Origin of the sequence: Marinobacterium jannaschii DSM 6295 (genome assembly GCF_000620085.1) — a bacterium.
GTDB lineage: Bacteria > Pseudomonadota > Gammaproteobacteria > Pseudomonadales > Balneatricaceae > Pontibacterium > Pontibacterium jannaschii.
Genome location: NZ_JHVJ01000005.1, coordinates 132,235 through 151,138 on the forward strand (window position 1 = coordinate 132,235; position 18,904 = coordinate 151,138).

An 18,904-nucleotide genomic window follows, 5' to 3' on the forward strand; every position below is an offset into this window, starting at 1 on the left:
CGAGGTTTTACCATGCAATTTAAAGACAGACATCGTCAGGATATAGCGTCATCAGAGGAACCGGATAACCTGCTTGATATTCACCTGAGTCAGGACGAGCTGCAGGAGATCAACAGCGAGTGCATGCACTATCCTGAGCGCCGGGCCGCTGCCATAGAAGCCCTTAAGATCGTCCAGCATTACCGCGGCTGGGTGTCTGACCCGGTGTTGTTTGCCGTCGCCCGGGAGCTTGGGATGCCTGCCGGTGAACTGGAGGGCGTCGCCACCTTCTATAACCTGATCTACCGCAAGCCGGTCGGAAAACATGTGATTCTGGTCTGTGACAGCGTCTGTTGCTGGCTCAAAGAGGGGCACCTGATCGGTGCATTTATCGCAGACCGGCTAAAAATCGAGCCGGGCCAGACCACCGAAGATGGTCTTTTTACACTGTTGCCGACGGTTTGCCTGGGTGATTGCGACCACGCCCCGACGATGATGATCGATCACCATCACTATCAGGACCTGAGCTGCGAAATGGTGGATAAACTGCTGCAGCTTTACCGGGACGAGGAAATTCCGGAGGGGGACATGTAATGGAGCAACCGCTGACCGCGATGATTCCATCAGACCGCTCTGCCCTGAGTCTGGCTGAGTACGAGCGGCATGGCGGCTATCGTGGCCTGAGACGTACCCTGAGCCAGTACTCGCCGGAGGATGCGCTCGAGATTGTTAAGTCATCACGGCTGCGGGGACGCGGCGGCGCCGGGTTTCCCACTGCACTGAAGTGGAGTTTTGTACCTAAAGAATACCCCGGGCCAACCTACCTGATCGCCAATGCCGATGAGATGGAGCCCGGTACCTTCAAAGATCGTTTGCTGCTGGAAAGCACGGCGCATCAGCTAATCGAAGGGATGATACTGGCGGCCTACTGTATCGGTGCCGATACCGGTTACATCTTCCTGCGCGGCGAGTATACCCGGGCGGCACGAAATATATTGCGCGCCCTGGATGAAGCCTGTGAGGCCGGCATTCTTGGCAGCAACATTCTGGACTCCGGCTTCAGCTTCGATCTTTATCTTCATACCGGTGCCGGGCGTTACATCTGCGGTGAAGAGACCGCGCTGATCAATGCCCTGGAGGGCCGTCGCGCGCATCCCCGCGCCAAGCCGCCCTTCCCCCAGGTGAGCGGCCTGTTTGGCCACCCAACGGTGGTCAACAACACCGAAACCCTGTGCAACATCCCCCATATTCTGGCAAATGGTGCCGAGTGGTATCAGGACCTGGGGCGCGGCGATGATAGCGGTACCAAGCTGTTCTCGGCTGCGGGGCGGGTGCGCAACCCGGGAGTGTGGGAACTGCCCATGGGCACCCCAATCCACGAGATTCTGGAAGATCACGCCGGTGGCATGGCGGAGGGTTTCAGCCTGCGCGCATTTCAGCCCGGCGGCGCGTCTACCGACTTCCTGCTGCCGGAGGATCTTAATCTGCGGATGGATTATGACGCTATCGGCAAGGCGGGCAGCCGTATGGGCACCGGGGCACTGATTGTACTGGATGACCAGAGTTGCCCGGTCGGCATGGTTAAGAACCTCAGCCAGTTCTTTGCCCGTGAATCCTGCGGCTGGTGTACACCCTGCCGGGATGGCCTGCCCTGGATGGTGCAGTTGCTCGACCAGATCGAACAGGGGCAGGGTCAGATGAGCGATCTCGATACGCTGGCCTGGCAATGCAGGTTTATGGGGCCGGGCAATACCTTCTGTGCCCTGGCGCCCGGCGCGGCAGAACCGGTACAAAGCGCGCTGCGGCTGTTTCGTGATGAATTTGAACACCATATCAATCAGGGCAGATGCCCTTACGGGGCCTGAGTTATGTGCATGGCGGAGGTACTATGGTAACGATTGATGTCGATGGCAGACGCTATCAGGTCGAGGCAGGCCAGAACCTGCTGCAGGCCTGCCTCAGCCTCGGACTCAACCTGCCCTACTTCTGCTGGCACCCGGCGCTCGGATCAGTCGGTGCCTGTCGTCAATGCGCGGTTACCCAGTATATGGACGCCGACGACAACCGGGGACGCCTGGCAATGGCCTGTATGACGCCGGTCTCGGACGGTCTGCGCATCTCGCTACAAAACGATGCCGAAAAGGCCTTTCGCAGCGGCATTATTGAAACCCTGATGAGCCGCCACCCCCATGACTGCCCGGTATGCGAAGAGGGTGGCGACTGTCACCTGCAGGATATGACAGTGATGAGCGGTCACCACCGCAGGCGTTATCGCGGGGCCAAGCGAACCTTTCACAATCAGCAACTCGGGCCGCTGGTACGCCACGAGATGAACCGCTGCATTACCTGCTTCAGGTGTGTCCGCTTCTATCGCGATTACGCGGGCGGCCATGACCTGCACGCGATGGGATCGCGCGACCGGACCTACTTCGGTCGGGTAGAAGATGGCAATCTGGAAAGCCCCTTTGCCGGCAACCTGGTGGAAGTCTGTCCGACCGGTGTTTTCACCGATAAACCGCACGGCGAGAGTTACAGCCGCAAATGGGATCTGCAGTCCGCTCCGGCAATCTGTGTCCATTGCAGCCTGGGCTGTAATATTTCTCCCGGCGCGCGCTATGGACGTCTGAAGCGGGTACAGAATCGCTACCACCCCGATATCAACGGCTATTTTCTCTGTGACCGGGGACGCTACGGATTCCGTTTTACCGATCCCGACCGCCGCCTGCTTCAGGCGCTGCAGCGCACTGAGGAGGGCGAAGAAACCCTCTCGACCGGTAACGCCCTCTCCCGCCTGTGGCACCGGATAAAACAGGCAGACCAGCACCTGATCGGCATCGGCTCGCCGCGGGCCTCACTGGAGGCTAACTTTGCCCTGCGTCAGATCGTCGGGGCAAAGAACTTTTACGCCGGTGTCAGCGCTGTTGAAGATGAGATGGTGCGGCTGGTTTTACAGTTAATGTACTCAGGCGTCCGCAGTGCCAGCCTGCGCGAAGTCGAACAGGCCGATGCCATACTGATTCTCGGTGAAGACCTCATCCATACCGCCCCGCGAATGGCGCTCAGCGTTCGTCAGGCGGTGCGCAACAATCAGCGCCGGCAGGCTGAGGCGCTGCATATTCCTCTATGGCAGGATCAGGCGGTGCGCAACCTCAGCAGCATAGCGCTCAGTCCCTGCTTTATTACCTCCAGCTACCGGACCGGCCTTGACGAAGTGGCCTCTGGATTGTGGCGAAACAGTCCCCAGAGCCAGACTCTGGTGGCGGACCTTATTGCAAATAAAATCAATGAGATACCCTCCCTTTCTAAGACACATTCTGAAGGGATGCAAACCTGGGCGATCATGGTGGCAGATGCCCTTAAGCAGGCCAGAAAGCCACTGATTATTGCCGGCTGTAGCACCCAATACCCGGCACTGCTCGCCGCCGCCGGGCGGATAATGACTGCATTGAAATCCCATAATCCCGCCGCCAGAAGCGCATTTGTATTGCCTGAATGCAACAGTCTGGGGCTGGCGCTGCTGACAGATAATGATCATGAAAACCGCCTGGAGGATGCCTTTGACGCGGCGGCCCAGGGTAAGAACCATCTGATCCTGCTGGAAAACGACCTTTACCAGCGGGCCGCACCGCAACAGGTCGATCAGTTTATCGGCCAACTGGGCGAGCTGACCCTGCTCGACTACCAGCGTCAGCGCACCTTCAGCAAAGCCGATCTGGTCTTGCCGGTGACGCCGTTCAGTGAATCCGGCGGTACCCTGATCAATAACGAGGGGCGTGCCCAGTACTATTTTGCCGCTCAGCCCCCGGCACCCGGCACTATGATGAGCTGGCACTGGCTGTGGGAGTCGCGCCATGAAGCCCGACCGGTTGATGAAAATGCCCTGCATCTGTTGCAGCAGTGCGCAGCAAGCGATCCGCCACTGGCACGGCTGACGGAGCTGTTAAAACAGCTGGACCTTAGCACCGCAGACGGGCGGCTCGGCTATATGCAGCTGCCAAGAAAAAGTCAGCGCTATAGCGGGCGGACCGCGATAGATGCGGCGGATGACGTGCGTGAACCGGCCCTGGCGCAGGATGCTCAGTCGTTGCTCAGCTTCGATATGGAAGGCGTGCCGCCAACGCAGGTGCGCGACCTGCAGCTCAGCCGTTTATTACCGATGAGCTGGTATCCGGGCTGGAATTCCGGACAGTCGGTGCACAAGTTTATGCAGGAATACAGCGACGGCCGACCGGGTAGCGGCGTATTGATGCTTCAGCCGGCGGCAGATCATGAATCAGACCTCACCACCCTGCAACCCGATACCGAGGTGCAGCAAACCTCCGATCAGTCTCTGACGCTGGTGCCACGCCACTATCTGTTTGGCTCCGATCCGCTCAGTATGGATTCGCCGCCGGTTGCCTCGCTGGCACCCTCTTCCTGCCTGATGCTGCATCCGGAGGATGCGCAGCGGCGCGGGCTGAATCCACATGACCTGGTCCGATTGGAATCCAGCCGGTTCCATCTGGAATTACCGATAAAGACTGACAACACCCTGGCGCCGGGCGTTGCCGCCATCCCCTGGAACCTGCCGGACCAGCCCTGGCTGCCACTGCCGCAGCAGGTCGAGCTGGTCGTCGTGCAACGAAGCAACCTGATTGCGCGTGATGGGGAGGAACCTGCCGATGGCTGAATTTATGACCGTGCTGTATGTGTTGCTGACACTGCTTCTGCTTCTGGTGCTGGCAGCCATGCTGATCTGGTATGAGCGACGCCTGCTGGCACTTTGGCAGGACCGCTACGGTCCCAATCGGGTCGGCCCTTTCGGACTGCTGCAGGTTGCTGCAGATATGATCAAGATCTTCTTCAAGGAGGACTGGATTCCCCCCTTCGCCGAGAAGGCCGTCTTTGTACTGGCCCCGGCCGTGGTGGTGATCACCATGTTGCTGGCCTTTGCCAATGTTCCCTTCGCCGAATCGCTCTGGGTATCGGATCTCAATGTCGGGGTGCTGTTTTTTCTCGCGATGAGTGCTCTGGCCGCCTACAGCACCATACTTGCGGGCTGGTCCTCCAACAATAAGTACGCCCTGCTGGGTGGTATGCGTGCCGCTGCTCAGATGATCAGCTATGACGTCTTTATGGGGCTGTCCCTGATGGGCGTCGTGCTGCTGAGTGGTTCATTCAATCTGAGAGAGATAGTCGAAGCACAGCAACAGGGCTGGCATATTACCTCGCAGTTCGTCGCCTTCGGTATCTTTATGGTGGCCGCCGTGGCCGAGAGCCATCGCCTGCCCTTTGATCTGCCGGAAGCGGAGCACGAGATCATCGCCGGCTTTCATACCGAGTACTCGGGTATGAAGTTTGGCCTGTTCTTTGTCGGTGAATATCTCAGCGTCTTGCTGATATCGGCCATGAGCGTGGTGTTGTTTTTCGGCGGCTGGCTTGGCCCGATATTGCCGCCGTTTATCTGGTTCTGCCTGAAAACTCTGTTGGTAGTCAGTTTTATTATCCTGTTGAGGGCTGCGATTCCACGCCCGCGCTTCGATCAGCTGATGGCTTTTGGCTGGAAGCTGATGCTACCGCTGGCGCTGATCAATCTTCTGTTAACCGGAGCGGTGCTGCTCTGGTGGGAGGCATAGGCGATGCTGAGCCAGTTGAGATCCCTGTGGAAAGTGTTCCAACACAGCTTCACACCCCCTGACACCGTGCAGTATCCGGAACAGAAACCCTATCTGGCACCTCGCTACCGCGGCCGTATTGTGCTGACCCGGGACCCGGACGGTGAAGAGCGTTGCGTGGCCTGTAATCTGTGTGCCGCCGTTTGCCCGGTGGATTGTATTGCGCTGCAGCAGGGACTGGATGAAAACGGCCGCTGGCAGGCGGAATTTTTCCGTATCAACTTCTCCCGCTGCATCATGTGCGGCCTTTGTGAAGAAGCCTGCCCGACCTATGCCATACAGCTCACCCCCGATGTGGAGATGTGTGAGTACGACCGCCAGAACATGGTCTATGAAAAGGAACATCTGCTGATCGCCGGCAGCGGAAAGTATCCCGACTACAACTTCTACCGCGTGGCGGGTAAGGATGTCGGCGTCAAGACTAAAGGCAGTGGCGACAACGAGCAACCGCCGGAGGACTACAGGAGCCTGCTGCCATGATTCAGAGCCTGTTCTACCTCACTGCAGCCATCGCGCTATTCTCGGCACTTTCAGTTATCTGCAGCCGCCATGCCGTACGCGCCCTGCTCTGGCTGGTACTGACCCAGCTGGCTGTTGCGCTGTTGTTTTTTCTGCTCGGAGCCCCTTTTGCGGCGGCGCTGGAGGTGCTGGTTTACGCCGGTGCCATTCTGGTGTTGTTTATCTTCGTCATCATGATGCTGAACCTTGGTCGTTCGACGCTGGAGCAGGAGCGTCAGTGGTTTCCGCTGTCATCGCTGTTTATGCCCACGCTACTCTGCGGCGTCCTGCTGGTCGAGCTACTCTACGCGCTGGATTACAGCAGCGGCCAGGACAGCCAGTATGTCGCGCCGAAAGCACTGGGGATCAGTCTGTTCGGCCCCTACCTTCTGGTGGTCGAGCTTTGCTCGATGTTGTTGCTCAGCGGGCTGATCGGAGCCTGGCACCTGACTCGCCCCTATTTGCATCCCAGGCAGGGCGCGAACGGCATGCTTCCGGCGGCCGATCTGCGCGCTAAAGTGCAGAAGGAGCCCTGGCTATGACTGCCGACCTGCTGCAACAGACCATCTGGCTGGCCGCCGTACTCTTCGCGATCGGTTTTATTGGCTTGATGGTGCGGCGCAATATGCTGTTTATGCTGCTCAGTCTGGAGCTGATGCTCAATGCTGCCGCATTACTGTTTATCTGCGGCGGTGCCGTTTGGGGACAGGCAGATGGACAGGTGATGTTTATCATCGTGCTGACTGTCGCCGGGGCGGAGGTTGCCGTGGGGCTGGGGTTACTGATTCAGCTACAGCGTCGCTGTAAATCACTGGATATCGATCGCCTCAGCAAGATGGGGGAAACGGAATGAGTGGCGTGCTCTGGCTGATCCCTGCATTGCCCTTGTTCAGTGCCATGATACTGATCTCCGGTCAGGGACGATTCAGGCAGCGCCCGGTGATGGCACTGGGCGTTGGTTCGCTGTTGCTGGCGTTTGTCAGCGCACTGATCGCCACCGTAGAGTTTCTGTTGTCCGACGTTTCCGGTCTTAGCCAACCCTTATGGCGCTGGCTCAGCCTTGAGGGCCTGAGTGTGCGTTTCGGCCTCTGGTTTGATCCGCTGTCAATGGTCATGGCGCTGGTTGTGACCGGCGTCGGCCTGCTGATCCATCTGTACGCCGCGGGCTATATGTATAACGATCCCGGCTATTGTCGCTTTTTCGCCTATATGAACCTGTTTGTCGCCTCGATGCTGATTCTGGTGCTGGCGGGCAACCTGCTACTGCTGTATCTGGGCTGGGAAGGCGTCGGGCTCTGCAGTTACCTGTTAATCGGATTCTGGTATCAGCAGGAGAAAAATGCGCTGGCAGCGCGGAAGGCGTTTATTATCACCCGTATCGGTGACACCGCCCTGCTGATCGCGCTGTTTCTGATTTACAGTCTGTTTGGCACCCTCGATATATCACGCATCACCGAGAGCGTGTCTGACGTCATCGCCAAACCGGATACGCTCTCGGCCCTGATCGCGTTATTACTGCTGCTCGGTGCCTGCGGCAAGTCAGCTCAGCTGCCGCTGCATACCTGGCTGCCGGATGCGATGGCTGGTCCGACGCCGGTCAGCGCCCTGATCCACGCCGCGACCATGGTTACGGCGGGCGTCTATCTGATCGCGCGGCTGCAGGCGCTGTTCCTGATCCATCCCGAGGTCGAGCTGGTGCTGGCCTGGGTTGGCGGACTGACTCTGTTTATCGCCGCGTGCAGCGCATTAGTGCAAACCGATCTCAAGCGCATACTGGCCTATTCAACCATCAGTCAGATTGGCTACATGTTTCTCGCTCTGGGCGTCGGCGCCGGGTCATTCGCAATCTTTCATCTGGTGACCCATGCCTTCTTCAAGGCGCTGCTGTTCCTCTCGGCCGGCTCCGTCATTATGCATATGAAGCACGAGCAGAATATTTACCTCATGGGCGGACTCCGGCGCTTTGTTACGGCGCCGTTCTGGGGCTTTGTCACCGGGGTATTCGCCCTGGCGGCACTGCCCCTCAGTTCGGGATATTTCAGTAAGGAACCGATTCTGCTGTTTGCCGCCCAGCAGCAGATGGCACTCTGGCTGCTGGCGGCGGCCGGAGCCTTTATCACCGCGCTGTATAGCTTCCGAATGCTGTTTGTAGTGTTTTTCGGTCAGCCGCAGACTCGTCCCCATCGCCTGCCGTTGCCACAGGCCCCGCGCCGTATGATGGCGATCGCCCTGCTCTCCCTGGTATTGCTGAGTCTGCTGGGGGGCTTGCTGCAACCGGATCTTTCATCAGTGCTGCAGGAGCAGTATCTGCTGGCGGCCCACGGGCAGGAGTGGCTGAGTCTCGCTCTGCCGCTGCTGGGATTGTTACTGGCCTGGCAGCTCTATTACAAACGCCCGCTCTGGAGTAACCGCATCCGGGCGCTGCCCCTGCCCGCCAGGTTGCAGAGCGCATTCTTTGAAGGCTGGGGATTCGACCGGCTCTATCAGCGCCTGATCAGCGCTCCGTTTTGTCGCCTGGCAGAGGCAAACCGAGCGGATCTGGCGGATCTGGTGAGCAGGATTCCCGAGCAACTGAGCCAGACACTAAGCCATCTGTTGCGCTTCAGCCAGAGCGGTCTCACCCGCTGGTATGCAGCGGCGATGGTTGTTGGCGTGATCGTACTGATTGGAACCGGAGCTGCACTATGATGATTGCGCCTGGACTGAGCAGTGCAAGCACCGGGATGATGAGGTCCAGTCTATGCTGGCGCTGATTATCCTGATACTGACCCTCGGCGCACTTTCAGCGGCCCTGTGTGAACGGCTAAAGCCTGGCAGCGCACGCTATATTGCGCTGGCGACGGTGACGTTTGACCTGTTGCTTTTACTCCCGCTGACCCTGACACAACCCGATCAGACCGTTGCCGTTGGCCTCAGTGAAGGCTGGTACCTTTACGAGCATTACAACTGGATACCGCAGTTTGGCGTCGCGGTGATACTGGCGGTGGACGGTCTCAGTCTGGCGCTGCTGCTATTGACCCTGTTGCTGGGCATAATCGCCATCGCGGCCTCATGGCGTGAGATACGGCAGCGGTGTGGTTTCTTCTATTTCAACCTGCTCAGTTCCCTGGCGGGTATCTGCGGCGTATTTCTCGCACTGGACCTGTTCCTGTTCTTTGTCTTCTGGGAGCTGATGCTGATACCCCTCTACTTTCTTATCGGCATCTGGGGCTATGAGCAGCGTCATTACGCAGCCCTCAAGTTTGTTATCTTTACCCAGGCCAGCGGGCTGCTGATGCTGGTATCCATTATCGCGCTGGCGTTACAGCATCAGGACAGCGCCGGAGACTTCAGCTTCAACTATTTCGACCTGCTCTCCAGCGGAAGTTACGCCCGCGACAGCTTCTGGCTAATGCTCGGTTTCTTTGTAGCCTTTGTGGTTAAACTCCCGGCCGTACCTCTGCACAGCTGGCTGCCGGATGCCCACACCCAGGCCCCTACCGGCGGCAGTATTATTCTTGCCGGGATTTTGCTGAAAACCGGCGCCTACGGCCTGATCCGCTTTCTGATACCGTTGTTTCCGGACAGCCTTGGCTATTTTGCGCCCTGGGCCATGGGGCTGGGCGTGGTCGCAGTCGTCTATGCCGCCATGATGGCATTTGTGCAGCAGGATCTTAAACGGATGATCGCCTATAGCAGTATCAGTCATATGGGGTTTGTGCTGATCGGCCTTTTTGCCTGGCACAGCCTTTCTACTCAGGGGGCGGTTTATCAGATGGTCACTCACGGCCTTAGTGCAGCGGCCCTGTTTATGCTGGCCGGGATCATCCAGCATCGCATCCACAGCCGTCAGCTTAGCGATATGGGGGGACTCTGGCACTGCCTGCCCCGTGCCGGGGCATTTATGCTGTTTTTCGTAATGGCCTCACTGGGCTTGCCGGGCCTTGGCAACTTTGTCGCAGAGCTGCTGGTGCTGATGGGAAGCTTTCTGGTCAATCCGTGGTTTGCCGTTATCGCAGCCAGCGGTCTGCTACTGTCGGCAGTCTATGGTTTACGCATGATGCACCGGGCCTTTTTCGGTAAGGCACTTATCAGCCGGGATATAGCGGATCTGCAGCCCAATGAAACGGCCGCGCTGGCGACGCTGGCGTTGGGACTGTTGTTACTGGGTCTGGCACCGCAGCTGTTTATCGACCTGACCCAGCCCGCGCTGGATAACCTCACTCTGCTTATTAATCAGACTTATCACCAGATGGCCGGAGATGCGCAATGAGTTCCGATAGCCTCCTCTCGTTGTTACCGCTGATCTGCATATCTGTCACCATCATGATTCTGATGCTACAGATCGTCCTGGTGCCCGGAGACCGGCTCAGCTACTGGCTTACCGTTATCGGCGTCGTCGCAACGCTCTGGGCGACGTTTTTCATCACGCCGTTACTGCCCCAGCAAGCGACGATACTGCTAACGGTAGATGCCGAAGCACGCCTGTTTAGTCAGATCCTGGTGATCTGTACACTGCTGTTGCTGCCTTTCTGTCACCGGATACCAACTGCCCGCGGCTCATCTGCTGAGTACTTGCTGCTACTGCTGCTGACCCTGCTGGGGGCCCTGGTGCTGGCCAGCGCCAGTCATATGGCGGCGCTGGTGATTGGGGTCGAACTGATATCACTTTCACTGGTCGTGATGATCGCCTATCCCTTTGCACCGCAATACAGCACAGCACTCGAGACCGGCATTAAATACCTGCTGCTATCCGGGGTTGCATCGGCAGTTCTGCTGTTTGGAGCCGGGCTGACCTATATCGGACTGGGGGCACTTGAGTTCAGCGCCATCAGTCAGGCATTCACCGATATTGACCTGATGGAGCAAGGGCTTGTATTGAGCGGACTGATGATGGTGATAGCAGCCATTGGATTTAAGCTTTCACTCGCACCATTTCATTTGTGGACGGCAGATCTCTATCAGGGCGCACCGCTGCTCTCTGCCACGGTGCTGGCAACGCTGGCCAAAGCCGCTATGGCACTGGCGTTGTTTCGCTTCTATCTGGCGGCGGATCTGGCGGTGCTTCAGGTGATTAACCTGGGGATTGCCCTGCTCGCTATTCTGTCGATGCTGACCGGTAACCTGCTGGCGCTGTTTCAGCGTGATCTGCGGCGAATCATGGCCGGGTCGTCAATCGCTCACTTTGGCTATCTGATGGTCTTGCTGGTCGCCATATCCACCCTGCACAGCGTCGAGGGAGCCGCACAAAGCCGGGCTCTTTTAGCCTGGGTGATCTATCTTGTCACCTACCTTGCTGCGACTCTGGCCGTATTCTCGGTGATGCTACATATAGCCCCGGCCAGTGAGGCTTTTCACCAAACGCAGCTAAAAGGGCTTTGTCAGCGCCATCCGCTGTCGGGCTGGGTGTTATTGCTGGCAATGCTTTCTCTGGCAGGTATCCCGCTCACGGCCGGCTTCATTGGAAAGTTCTATATCTTCACCGAAGCGGTTAACGGTACTCTGTGGGGCCTGCTGCTGACACTGATCGCCGCCAGTGCGATAGGCTTGTTCTACTATCTGAAAGTAGTGCTGATGCTGATCAGTCCGGCTGAGGGGGCAGAAGCCGATCCGGTAACCGGACGTTGGCTCACCCGGCTACCGATTATTCTGATAGCGCTGTTTATTGTGTTTGTCGGCATCTATCCGCCTTCGCTGATTGATCTGCTCAGCCAGCTATAGCTTTGCTTGCCGAAAGGTCGGAAATTCTACAGCCAGGATTTTCATGCTTAGTGCCTTAACTCCGGCCGCTCTGTCGTTTATCGGGGCAGTCGCACTCTTTTGGTCTTGCCGCCGAAGCCGTGGCGGGAGTCATGCGCCCGGATTGTTACCCATTGTGGCGTGTCCGGCTTCTTAAAATCATAGATAGCGCGGGTAAAGGGCTGTTCCTGAACATGGGGATGGTAAAGCGTACGCACAGCAAGCACTTCGCCTGAGTCTGAAACCACCTCCCAGCGATCGACATAATGTTCCCAGCCTTCGTCCTGATGCAGCACCGTCACTTTGATGGTGCAACTGGAGGCACAGTTAACCTTTACATCGACGACATCGGCCTCCCCCGCCAAAAGCCCGGCAGAGTTAAGCAAAAGTGCGGAATAAATCGCACCGAGACAGACTTCTTTTCTGATCATCCCTTACCTCCATTCAGCCTCATCGAACTTCCCGGCTCGATTCAGAGTGCACACTGTAGCGACCTGTGTGAACTATACTTGCTTTTCATTGCATGAGATATACCGTGCATTCTGGTTGAGTTGTCCTGAAGCGAGCCGTATACAACAAAATGAATCCTATCCCGGTACTATCGATGGCGGTCCTTGTCCTGATGGCGGCAATATGGGCTTATGCTCCGGCTGACACTCATGCTTATCAGGGCAGGAGCGCACCGCCAACCAGCAGTCAGAAAGGGTTTGCGGCATCTGAAAAGATCGTCGACCTGCTCAGTTCTCATTTGCAGCACGCATCCAACATTCAGGCGCTGGTTATGAAAGACGTCCGTGAACAACGGGTGAACCTGCGTCACTTTGATGGTCTCAGCCTCTACCTGCTTGAACACAAAGCGGCGCTTAATGCCGTAGATTATCTATACTTCGCAACACCCGAAGGCGGTATCACGACCGCAGGCATCAATCCGGAAGGTATCCTGCAGATAATGAAGACTCCGGCAAATGCACCGGGGGACTTTATTGCCTACAGAGTCGATGCACAGGGAAAGCTCAGCGATATACTGAAAAACGCCGGCCATTTCGATCCGAGGGAAAGGGGTTGGTATCAATGTGCCAGTAACCGGTACTCCGGCTGCTGGTCGCCTCCCTATGCCGGTAAGCTGGATAATATCCTTGGCGTTAGTTTTGCTTCCGCAGTCTATGATCCAAAGGGTGAATTTCTCGGAATACTGGGCCTGGACCTTTTACTGGCAGAAATTTCCCGTGAACTTAAAGATACGCGAGACAGGCTGGGGCAGGTTAGCTGGGTGCTTGATCATCAGGGCGGGCTGATCGCCAGTTCTAACGGCATTGATGAGGTGATCTCCCAGTCCGGGGCAAATGAGCGCACACGACTCGCCGAGATCCGCTCGGATTTAGGGCCCCGAGTGGCGCAGTTACTGACCGACAAGCATATCATCCTGGCGGCGATTTCTCGGCCACAACAACACCGTTTCAGCTTCAGAAATAGTACTTACCTACTGACGCTTGAACCTTTTCGTCCCAATATGGATATAAACTGGGTGATTGCGACCACGATACCCCTCTGACTAAAGCCGGACAGCCGGATTATTTCACTTCCGAATCAAGGATGAAGCTTTCCAGCTTCTTATCAATCCCGAGCACATGGCGTTTCAGCCACTCAGACAGAAAGAGCGACAGCGAGTGACGCAGCTCCTCGTCGTATTCATGATGCTCTTCCAGCATGGTCGCCAGCTCTTTACGGAACTTGTTATGGGCCGCAACATGCGCCTCACGGCCCGGGTACTCCATCTGTTCCATATAGGCCTCCTCCAACGCAAAGTGAAACTCGGCATAGTTATGCAACTTCCGAAACACGCCGATATCAACATTGTCCTCACGTATCTGATCAATCAGCCGGAATAGTTCCTGATGCTGCGTATCCTGCCAGATAAGGTCGCTGGTTTTTTGCATGAAAGTCATCCTGGATTCTTAAATACCCTACTTTCAGACTAAGCAAATCCGGCGATCTCTGCCATAGTCAGGCTCTCCTAACTGGCTGAATAAAGATGCAGGTCAAGTAAATCGCTCTGCAGGCATTGAACGGTTTCGCGGGTATTTTTCTGGATTCAGACCCTGAAAAAGGATTAACTGACGGGGTATTTGCCCTTTGAACTTCTGCTAAGATTAGGGACTATCGTTACCCTGAGAGACTGACTCAGGAGCTGACGGACAGACCGTATCCGGATCTGAATTGTTTTGGGCCAAAATGGATTTTGAATGGAACTTAAAAGCAACAGCGAATCGGCCGTCGCCCGGTTAAAGTGGCAAACCACCTCTTTGGTTTGCCTCCTGTTTCTAACCCTTATTGCAACCTTTGGCTACCACTACAGTATTACCAGTAATGAGCGGGAAAAGCTGAGCCACTATTCGCAAAGAAACCAGATGGTTTCGCAACTCATATCGGTAATCGGACTGCGGGCAAAAGTCAGAGGACTCGGTGTTGCCATTCTCACCGAAGGCGAAAGCTCCCCCCTCCTTCATGGTGAAATTATGCGAAGGATCGGCAGCCTTAACCAGGCTGTTGCAGAATTTTCCGCCAGTGAAGCGCTTGCCAGCGAAGCGCTGAGTCCATCAATGAAAAGCCGTCTCGGTGGCTGGCATCAGAACGTCCGTTCCTTCAACGAGTCAGCTGGGCAGATAATCAAAAACCAGATTTCAGCTGATAACTGGCTTGAGCTATCCAACTCTCTGATTGAATACGAACTGGAACTTAACCGCCAACTGCTGATGCCCGTTTCGGGAATTGAATGGGTCCGCCTGTTCGCTGAACTGGAACAGGATGCGACATCGCTGGTGCATTACGCAGGTCAGCAGAGAGCATTGGTTAAGGCGCTGCTGATTGAAGACAAGCCAGTATCGCCTCAGTTACAGGCTGATCTGACAAGGTTAAACGGAAATATCGAGGGATACATTTCAAAACTGAATGCAGCACGTTTGCTGGATTCATTACCGCTGGATATGAAGAACTCCCTGGTACTGTTCGAGAGTATCTACCGCAATGAATTACAAGCCAGCTTCAATCTGATCCTTCAGCAAAGTCGTCAATCCAGCCCCTACAGCTTGTCACCTTCACAATGGTGGCGTCAGGCATCCAATTCGATTGATGCGGCAGAAAGTATTGCCAGTAATGCCAGCACCCTGATGCAGCGCTATCTGGATGAACTCTACACAGAACAGCAGCATATAAGTTATCAGGTAATCGCCGAAGCGATTGTTCTGTTTACGATTACCTCAGCCATTCTCGGCTGGTTGTTAATGATACTGTTCAGGACGATCAAAGAGCTCAACAGTCAGCAGGCACAAAACCATAACTATTACCGGGCGATTCTGAACTGCCCGGTTGGCATTCTCATCTGCGACCCGACCGGACGGGTGCAGTTTGCCAACGAAAACTATCTGCGTGATATTGCCTCAACAAACGATGAGGTGGTTCAGCGCACACTGTCCGATGTACTGAGCGTCACTGACCGGTCCTTCTCCGCCCAGTTGTCCGAAAGGATAAAGAAAGGTCTCGGCCTTACCGCCGAAGGCGTCTGCAAGACCTCTGATATCAGTTACGAAGCACGCATTCACGTCACCCCGATCAGAGATGAACAGGGCGAAAATGTGGTGAGTTACCTCGCAATCGTTAACAACATCTCCGAACAGAAAGTACTGGAAAAGCAGCTTCTTAAGTATCAGTCGGAGCTTGAGTCTGAAGTAAGCTCTCGTACCGCTGAGTTGGCACAAAGCGAAGCCCGGTCCCGGGCAATCTTTGATATGGCCGCCAGCGCCATTATTACCATCGATAAACAGGGTCTGATCCGTGATATCAACCCGGCCGCCAGCAAGATGTTTGGTTATCAGAAGGATCAGGTCATCGGGCAGAATATTTCGCTGCTGATGCCCCAGCCCTACCGGGCTGAACACGATGGCTACCTGAAGAGTTACCAGCGTACGGGTGACGCCAAGGTCATTGGGCAGAATCGTGAGGCTTCAGCTCAGCACCGGGATGGTCATGTTTTCCCCATTCAGCTATCTGTCAGTGAAGTACAGAGTGAAAATGACCACTTCTATGTCGGAATGATCACGGATATCAGTGACCGGAAGGCATTTGAGGCAAGCCTCCAGCAGGCAAAAGAACAGGCAGAACAGGCCAGCGATATAAAGAGCAGCTTTCTGGCAAATATCAGCCATGAAATACGCACACCGATGAACGCCATTATCGGTATGACTGAAGTGGTGCTGGAAGGCAGCATTGAAGACCAGCAGCGCAAACACCTGAGTATTGTCCTGCAGTCGGCAAAGTCCCTGCTGGAGATCCTTAACCAGGTGCTGGACCTTGCCAAGCTGGAGGATGGCAGCGTCGGACTGAGCCTGACTGACTTCAACTTCCGTGGCCTGATCAATGAAGTCCTGTCGCCGTTTGCCTTTACGGCAAAAACCCGCAAACTCGATTTTGTTATCGATATTGATGATGCGTTACCACCCTACTTCACCGGGGACACCCTGAGAATCAGGCAGGTGCTGTCGAATCTGGTTGGAAATGCCATTAAGTTTACCGAATCAGGCTTTGTGCAGATAAGGATAATGCGCGGCGAAGCAGACAGTGTGCGGTTTGAAGTGATAGACAGTGGCATCGGCATTCCCGATGACACACTGGCTTCGATCTTTGACAGCTTTACCCAGGCAGATAACAGTATTAGCCGGCGCTTTGGCGGTACCGGCCTGGGAACAACGATCAGTCAACAGCTGGTAGAGCTGATGGGCGGTAGTATCAGCGTCACCAGTGAACTCGGCATCGGCAGTACCTTCCGCTTTGAAATTCCGCTACGGCCGGTCGATAAACCCGCAATCCCATCAAACACTATCAAACCGCAACATAATCAGATAAACCGTGCGCTCCATATACTGGTGGCGGAAGATCAGCCCGCTAACCAGGAACTGGTGAAACTCCGCCTGACCCGGGCCGGCCATCAGGTGACGCTGGCATCCGATGGCCGGGAAGCCATACGGGCATTTCGCGAACAGCACTTCGACCTGATTCTGATGGACGTACATATGCCGAAGGCGGATGGCTTTGAGGCGACCCGTTCAATCAGGCGTATCGAGTTCGAGCGCAACCTGCCAGCCACACCGATCGTAGCGCTTAGCGCTTCAGTACTGAAGAAAGAGCAGGACGAGTGCCGGGCCAGTGGGATGGATGGCTTTATCGCCAAGCCGATCGATTTTGCCCTGCTGCAGGACACGATCCATAGCTTCTTCAGTGGAACGGCCGTCAAGGTTGAAAGAAATTCAGTCCATTTTGCTGTCGATACCCCCGAGTCAGAACATAAGAAACCTGCTGAGCAGGGCCTGCTTCCCATCTGTGACTTTAATGCCGGACTTGAACTCTGGGGCGACGAAGCGTTTTATCGCAAAGCGCTGATCACCTTTGCCAGTACATTGCCTGATGAGGCACAGGCGTTAGCCAATTCTGTTCCTGATGATCTGAAACAGGCACGGTTGCAGATTCATACCATTAAAGGCGCAGCCGCCAACCTTAAACTTCTTCGGTTAGCCGAAATAAGTGAACGGATGGAGGGTTTGTTGAGTGAATCCTGCCCGGATATCGCCAATATCCGTTTATTGGTTAAAGAGGTGCGCTCTGTCGCCGAAGTTACTTATACGGCGATCACCGAGCGGAATGAAGATCGCCCGGCCAGCCCTCCGGGCATCGTCTGTGATGAGGGAGAAGTGGCCATATCCCTACTGAAAACACTGCGGCTTAGCGTTCTTTCGGGTCAGATTGACAGCCAGGCGACAGAACAGCTTCAGCGCATTATGCGGGGGGATATGCTCGACAGACTGATGGGCTTCATCGACGCCTTTGATTTCGGTGAAGCAGCAAACCTGATTGATGAAATATTACTGAAGCTGGAATCGGTAGATAAGACAGAGGCACTGGATGAGCTATAAAATTCTGTTGGTTGATGACGAGCCGGTTAATCTTTCTCTGTTGAAGAGCGTCCTTCAGGACCAATACAGCCTGTTTTTTGCCAGAAGTGCTGAAGAAGCGATACTGCGGCTACATCAAAACAAGCCGGACCTGATCCTGCTTGATATTATGATGCCGGGAAAAGACGGATTTGCCCTCTGCCGCGAGATAAAAGAGACCCCGCTGATCGGTGAAGTCCCGGTAATCCTGGTTACCGCGCTCAGCGATCAGGGCAACGAAGAACGGGGTTTCGCCTCCGGGGCTGTCGATTATATTTCCAAACCGATTGTCCCTGCCCTGGTGCGCGCCAGGGTCAAAACACACCTGGCCCTCTACCACCGGCAACAGGAACTGGAAAAGGCCGTTTACGAGCGTACGCTCGAACTGGAGCACTCACAATTGGCAGCAATCCGGATGCTCGGACGCGCTGCTGAGTATAAGGACAATGAGACCGGCACTCATGTTATTCGCATGAGCTACTACTCTAAAATCCTCGCCGCAGCGCTGGGCTGGCCCGCCCGCGAGCAGCATCTGATCTTCCAGGCCTCACCGATGCATGATATCGGGAAGATCGGTGTGCCCGATGCAATCCTGCGCAAACCCGGCAAGCTGGACGCCGATGAATGGGACGTCATGCTGGAACACCCGATTATCGGTGCCCGAATCATCGATTCTCAGTTCCATGACCTTAAATCCAGCCCGTTGCTGGAAATGGCCCGCCGTATCGCCCTGTCGCACCACGAGAAATGGGATGGCTCGGGATATCCCAAAGGACTGAAAGGTGAGGAGATCCCTGTCGAAGGCCGTATTGTTGCTATTGCCGACGTATTTGATGCCCTCACGTCCAAGCGCCCTTACAAGGATGCCTGGAGCGTCGAGGATGCGATGGCGCTGCTGGAAGAGCAGGCCGGCAAACACTTCGATCCCGGCCTGATTGAACTGTTCAGGAACAGCCTGCCGGAGATACTGGCCATCAAAGAGCGCTGGAAAGACGGTGGCGATGCATCCTGCGATATTCTTTATGATAATGCGCTGACGATGGATAGCGTATCGGAGTAGCCTGCACGCGGCGA

15 protein-coding genes are annotated in these 18,904 nt (G+C 55.8%); 13 read left to right on the forward strand and 2 right to left on the reverse strand.

Features of this window, described 5'->3' with window-relative positions:
- Nucleotides 1–12 precede the first annotated feature (12 nt).
- From nuoE to Q354_RS0104010, 10 genes are read left to right on the forward strand one after another with little or no spacing between them, the layout of a single operon-like run.
- On the forward strand, nt 13–573 hold the full coding sequence (gene nuoE / locus Q354_RS0103965) for an NADH-quinone oxidoreductase subunit NuoE (protein WP_027856488.1): 561 nt from the start codon (nt 13–15) through the stop codon (nt 571–573).
- Nucleotides 573–1,844 (forward strand): NADH-quinone oxidoreductase subunit NuoF, encoded by a 1,272-nt coding sequence (gene nuoF, locus Q354_RS0103970; protein WP_027856489.1) that lies wholly within the window; start codon nt 573–575, stop codon nt 1,842–1,844. The genes nuoE and nuoF overlap by 1 nt, the downstream gene beginning before the upstream one ends.
- Before the next feature lie 23 nt (nt 1,845–1,867).
- On the forward strand, nt 1,868–4,648 hold the full coding sequence (gene nuoG / locus Q354_RS24495; RefSeq protein WP_169828856.1) for an NADH-quinone oxidoreductase subunit NuoG: 2,781 nt from the start codon (nt 1,868–1,870) through the stop codon (nt 4,646–4,648).
- Nucleotides 4,641–5,594, forward strand: coding sequence for an NADH-quinone oxidoreductase subunit NuoH (gene nuoH / locus Q354_RS0103980; RefSeq protein WP_027856490.1), 954 nt, complete (start codon nt 4,641–4,643; stop codon nt 5,592–5,594). The genes nuoG and nuoH overlap by 8 nt, the downstream gene beginning before the upstream one ends.
- A gap of 3 nt (nt 5,595–5,597) precedes the next feature.
- Nucleotides 5,598–6,113, forward strand: coding sequence for an NADH-quinone oxidoreductase subunit NuoI (gene nuoI / locus Q354_RS0103985; RefSeq protein ID WP_027856491.1), 516 nt, complete (start codon nt 5,598–5,600; stop codon nt 6,111–6,113).
- Nucleotides 6,110–6,673, forward strand: a complete 564-nt coding sequence (nuoJ, locus tag Q354_RS24500; RefSeq protein ID WP_051559869.1) for an NADH-quinone oxidoreductase subunit J — start codon at nt 6,110–6,112, stop codon at nt 6,671–6,673. The genes nuoI and nuoJ overlap by 4 nt, the downstream gene beginning before the upstream one ends.
- Complete coding sequence (gene nuoK / locus Q354_RS0103995) at nt 6,670–6,984, forward strand: NADH-quinone oxidoreductase subunit NuoK (protein ID WP_027856492.1); 315 nt, start codon at nt 6,670–6,672, stop codon at nt 6,982–6,984. Before nuoJ ends, nuoK begins: the two co-directional genes overlap by 4 nt.
- Nucleotides 6,981–8,819 (forward strand): NADH-quinone oxidoreductase subunit L, encoded by a 1,839-nt coding sequence (gene nuoL, locus Q354_RS0104000; RefSeq protein WP_027856493.1) that lies wholly within the window; start codon nt 6,981–6,983, stop codon nt 8,817–8,819. The genes nuoK and nuoL overlap by 4 nt, the downstream gene beginning before the upstream one ends.
- On the forward strand, nt 8,797–10,383 hold the full coding sequence (locus Q354_RS24505; protein WP_245600985.1) for a complex I subunit 4 family protein: 1,587 nt from the start codon (nt 8,797–8,799) through the stop codon (nt 10,381–10,383). The genes nuoL and Q354_RS24505 overlap by 23 nt, the downstream gene beginning before the upstream one ends.
- Nucleotides 10,380–11,831, forward strand: a complete 1,452-nt coding sequence (locus tag Q354_RS0104010; RefSeq protein WP_027856494.1) for an NADH-quinone oxidoreductase subunit N — start codon at nt 10,380–10,382, stop codon at nt 11,829–11,831. Before Q354_RS24505 ends, Q354_RS0104010 begins: the two co-directional genes overlap by 4 nt.
- Nucleotides 11,832–11,908: 77 nt before the next feature.
- Here the strand turns inward: Q354_RS0104010 and Q354_RS0104015 are convergent, their stop codons facing one another.
- Entirely contained in the window at nt 11,909–12,280 is a 372-nt protein-coding gene (locus Q354_RS0104015; protein WP_027856495.1) for a hypothetical protein, read from the reverse strand.
- 173 nt (nt 12,281–12,453) lie between these two features.
- Here Q354_RS0104015 and Q354_RS0104020 point away from each other — a divergent pair, with 173 nt between their 5' ends.
- Entirely contained in the window at nt 12,454–13,401 is a 948-nt protein-coding gene (locus Q354_RS0104020) for a PDC sensor domain-containing protein (RefSeq protein WP_169828857.1), read from the forward strand.
- Between the two features lie 19 nt (nt 13,402–13,420).
- On the opposite strand, the gene Q354_RS24510 is transcribed toward Q354_RS0104020, so the two are convergent.
- On the reverse strand, nt 13,421–13,786 hold the full coding sequence (locus Q354_RS24510; RefSeq protein ID WP_051559870.1) for a hemerythrin family protein: 366 nt from the start codon (nt 13,784–13,786) through the stop codon (nt 13,421–13,423).
- Between the two features lie 306 nt (nt 13,787–14,092).
- Here Q354_RS24510 and Q354_RS27175 point away from each other — a divergent pair, with 306 nt between their 5' ends.
- Nucleotides 14,093–17,812 (forward strand): PAS domain S-box protein, encoded by a 3,720-nt coding sequence (locus tag Q354_RS27175; protein WP_051559871.1) that lies wholly within the window; start codon nt 14,093–14,095, stop codon nt 17,810–17,812.
- Nucleotides 17,802–18,890 carry an HD-GYP domain-containing protein gene (locus tag Q354_RS24520; protein ID WP_084332466.1) on the forward strand — a complete coding sequence of 363 codons (1,089 nt, stop codon included), beginning with the start codon at nt 17,802–17,804 and terminating at the stop codon, nt 18,888–18,890. The genes Q354_RS27175 and Q354_RS24520 overlap by 11 nt, the downstream gene beginning before the upstream one ends.
- The last annotated feature ends 14 nt before the right edge of the window (nt 18,891–18,904 follow it).

What these genes read in the sequence shown, in the direction of transcription:
- nuoF (WP_027856489.1), top strand. Translation starts at nt 573, where the DNA reads ATGGAGCAACCGCTGACCGCGATGATTCCATCAGACCGCTCTGCCCTG.
- nuoG (WP_169828856.1), top strand. Translation starts at nt 1,868, where the DNA reads ATGGTAACGATTGATGTCGATGGCAGACGCTATCAGGTCGAGGCAGGC.
- nuoE (WP_027856488.1), top strand. Translation starts at nt 13, where the DNA reads ATGCAATTTAAAGACAGACATCGTCAGGATATAGCGTCATCAGAGGAA.
- nuoH (WP_027856490.1), top strand. Translation starts at nt 4,641, where the DNA reads ATGGCTGAATTTATGACCGTGCTGTATGTGTTGCTGACACTGCTTCTG.
- Q354_RS0104020 (WP_169828857.1), top strand. Translation starts at nt 12,454, where the DNA reads ATGGCGGTCCTTGTCCTGATGGCGGCAATATGGGCTTATGCTCCGGCT.
- Q354_RS27175 (WP_051559871.1), top strand. Translation starts at nt 14,093, where the DNA reads ATGGAACTTAAAAGCAACAGCGAATCGGCCGTCGCCCGGTTAAAGTGG.
- Q354_RS0104015 (WP_027856495.1), bottom strand. Translation starts at nt 12,280, where the DNA reads ATGATCAGAAAAGAAGTCTGTCTCGGTGCGATTTATTCCGCACTTTTG.
- nuoL (WP_027856493.1), top strand. Translation starts at nt 6,981, where the DNA reads ATGAGTGGCGTGCTCTGGCTGATCCCTGCATTGCCCTTGTTCAGTGCC.
- nuoK (WP_027856492.1), top strand. Translation starts at nt 6,670, where the DNA reads ATGACTGCCGACCTGCTGCAACAGACCATCTGGCTGGCCGCCGTACTC.
- Q354_RS24520 (WP_084332466.1), top strand. Translation starts at nt 17,802, where the DNA reads ATGAGCTATAAAATTCTGTTGGTTGATGACGAGCCGGTTAATCTTTCT.
- Q354_RS0104010 (WP_027856494.1), top strand. Translation starts at nt 10,380, where the DNA reads ATGAGTTCCGATAGCCTCCTCTCGTTGTTACCGCTGATCTGCATATCT.
- nuoJ (WP_051559869.1), top strand. Translation starts at nt 6,110, where the DNA reads ATGATTCAGAGCCTGTTCTACCTCACTGCAGCCATCGCGCTATTCTCG.
- nuoI (WP_027856491.1), top strand. Translation starts at nt 5,598, where the DNA reads ATGCTGAGCCAGTTGAGATCCCTGTGGAAAGTGTTCCAACACAGCTTC.
- Q354_RS24510 (WP_051559870.1), bottom strand. Translation starts at nt 13,786, where the DNA reads ATGCAAAAAACCAGCGACCTTATCTGGCAGGATACGCAGCATCAGGAA.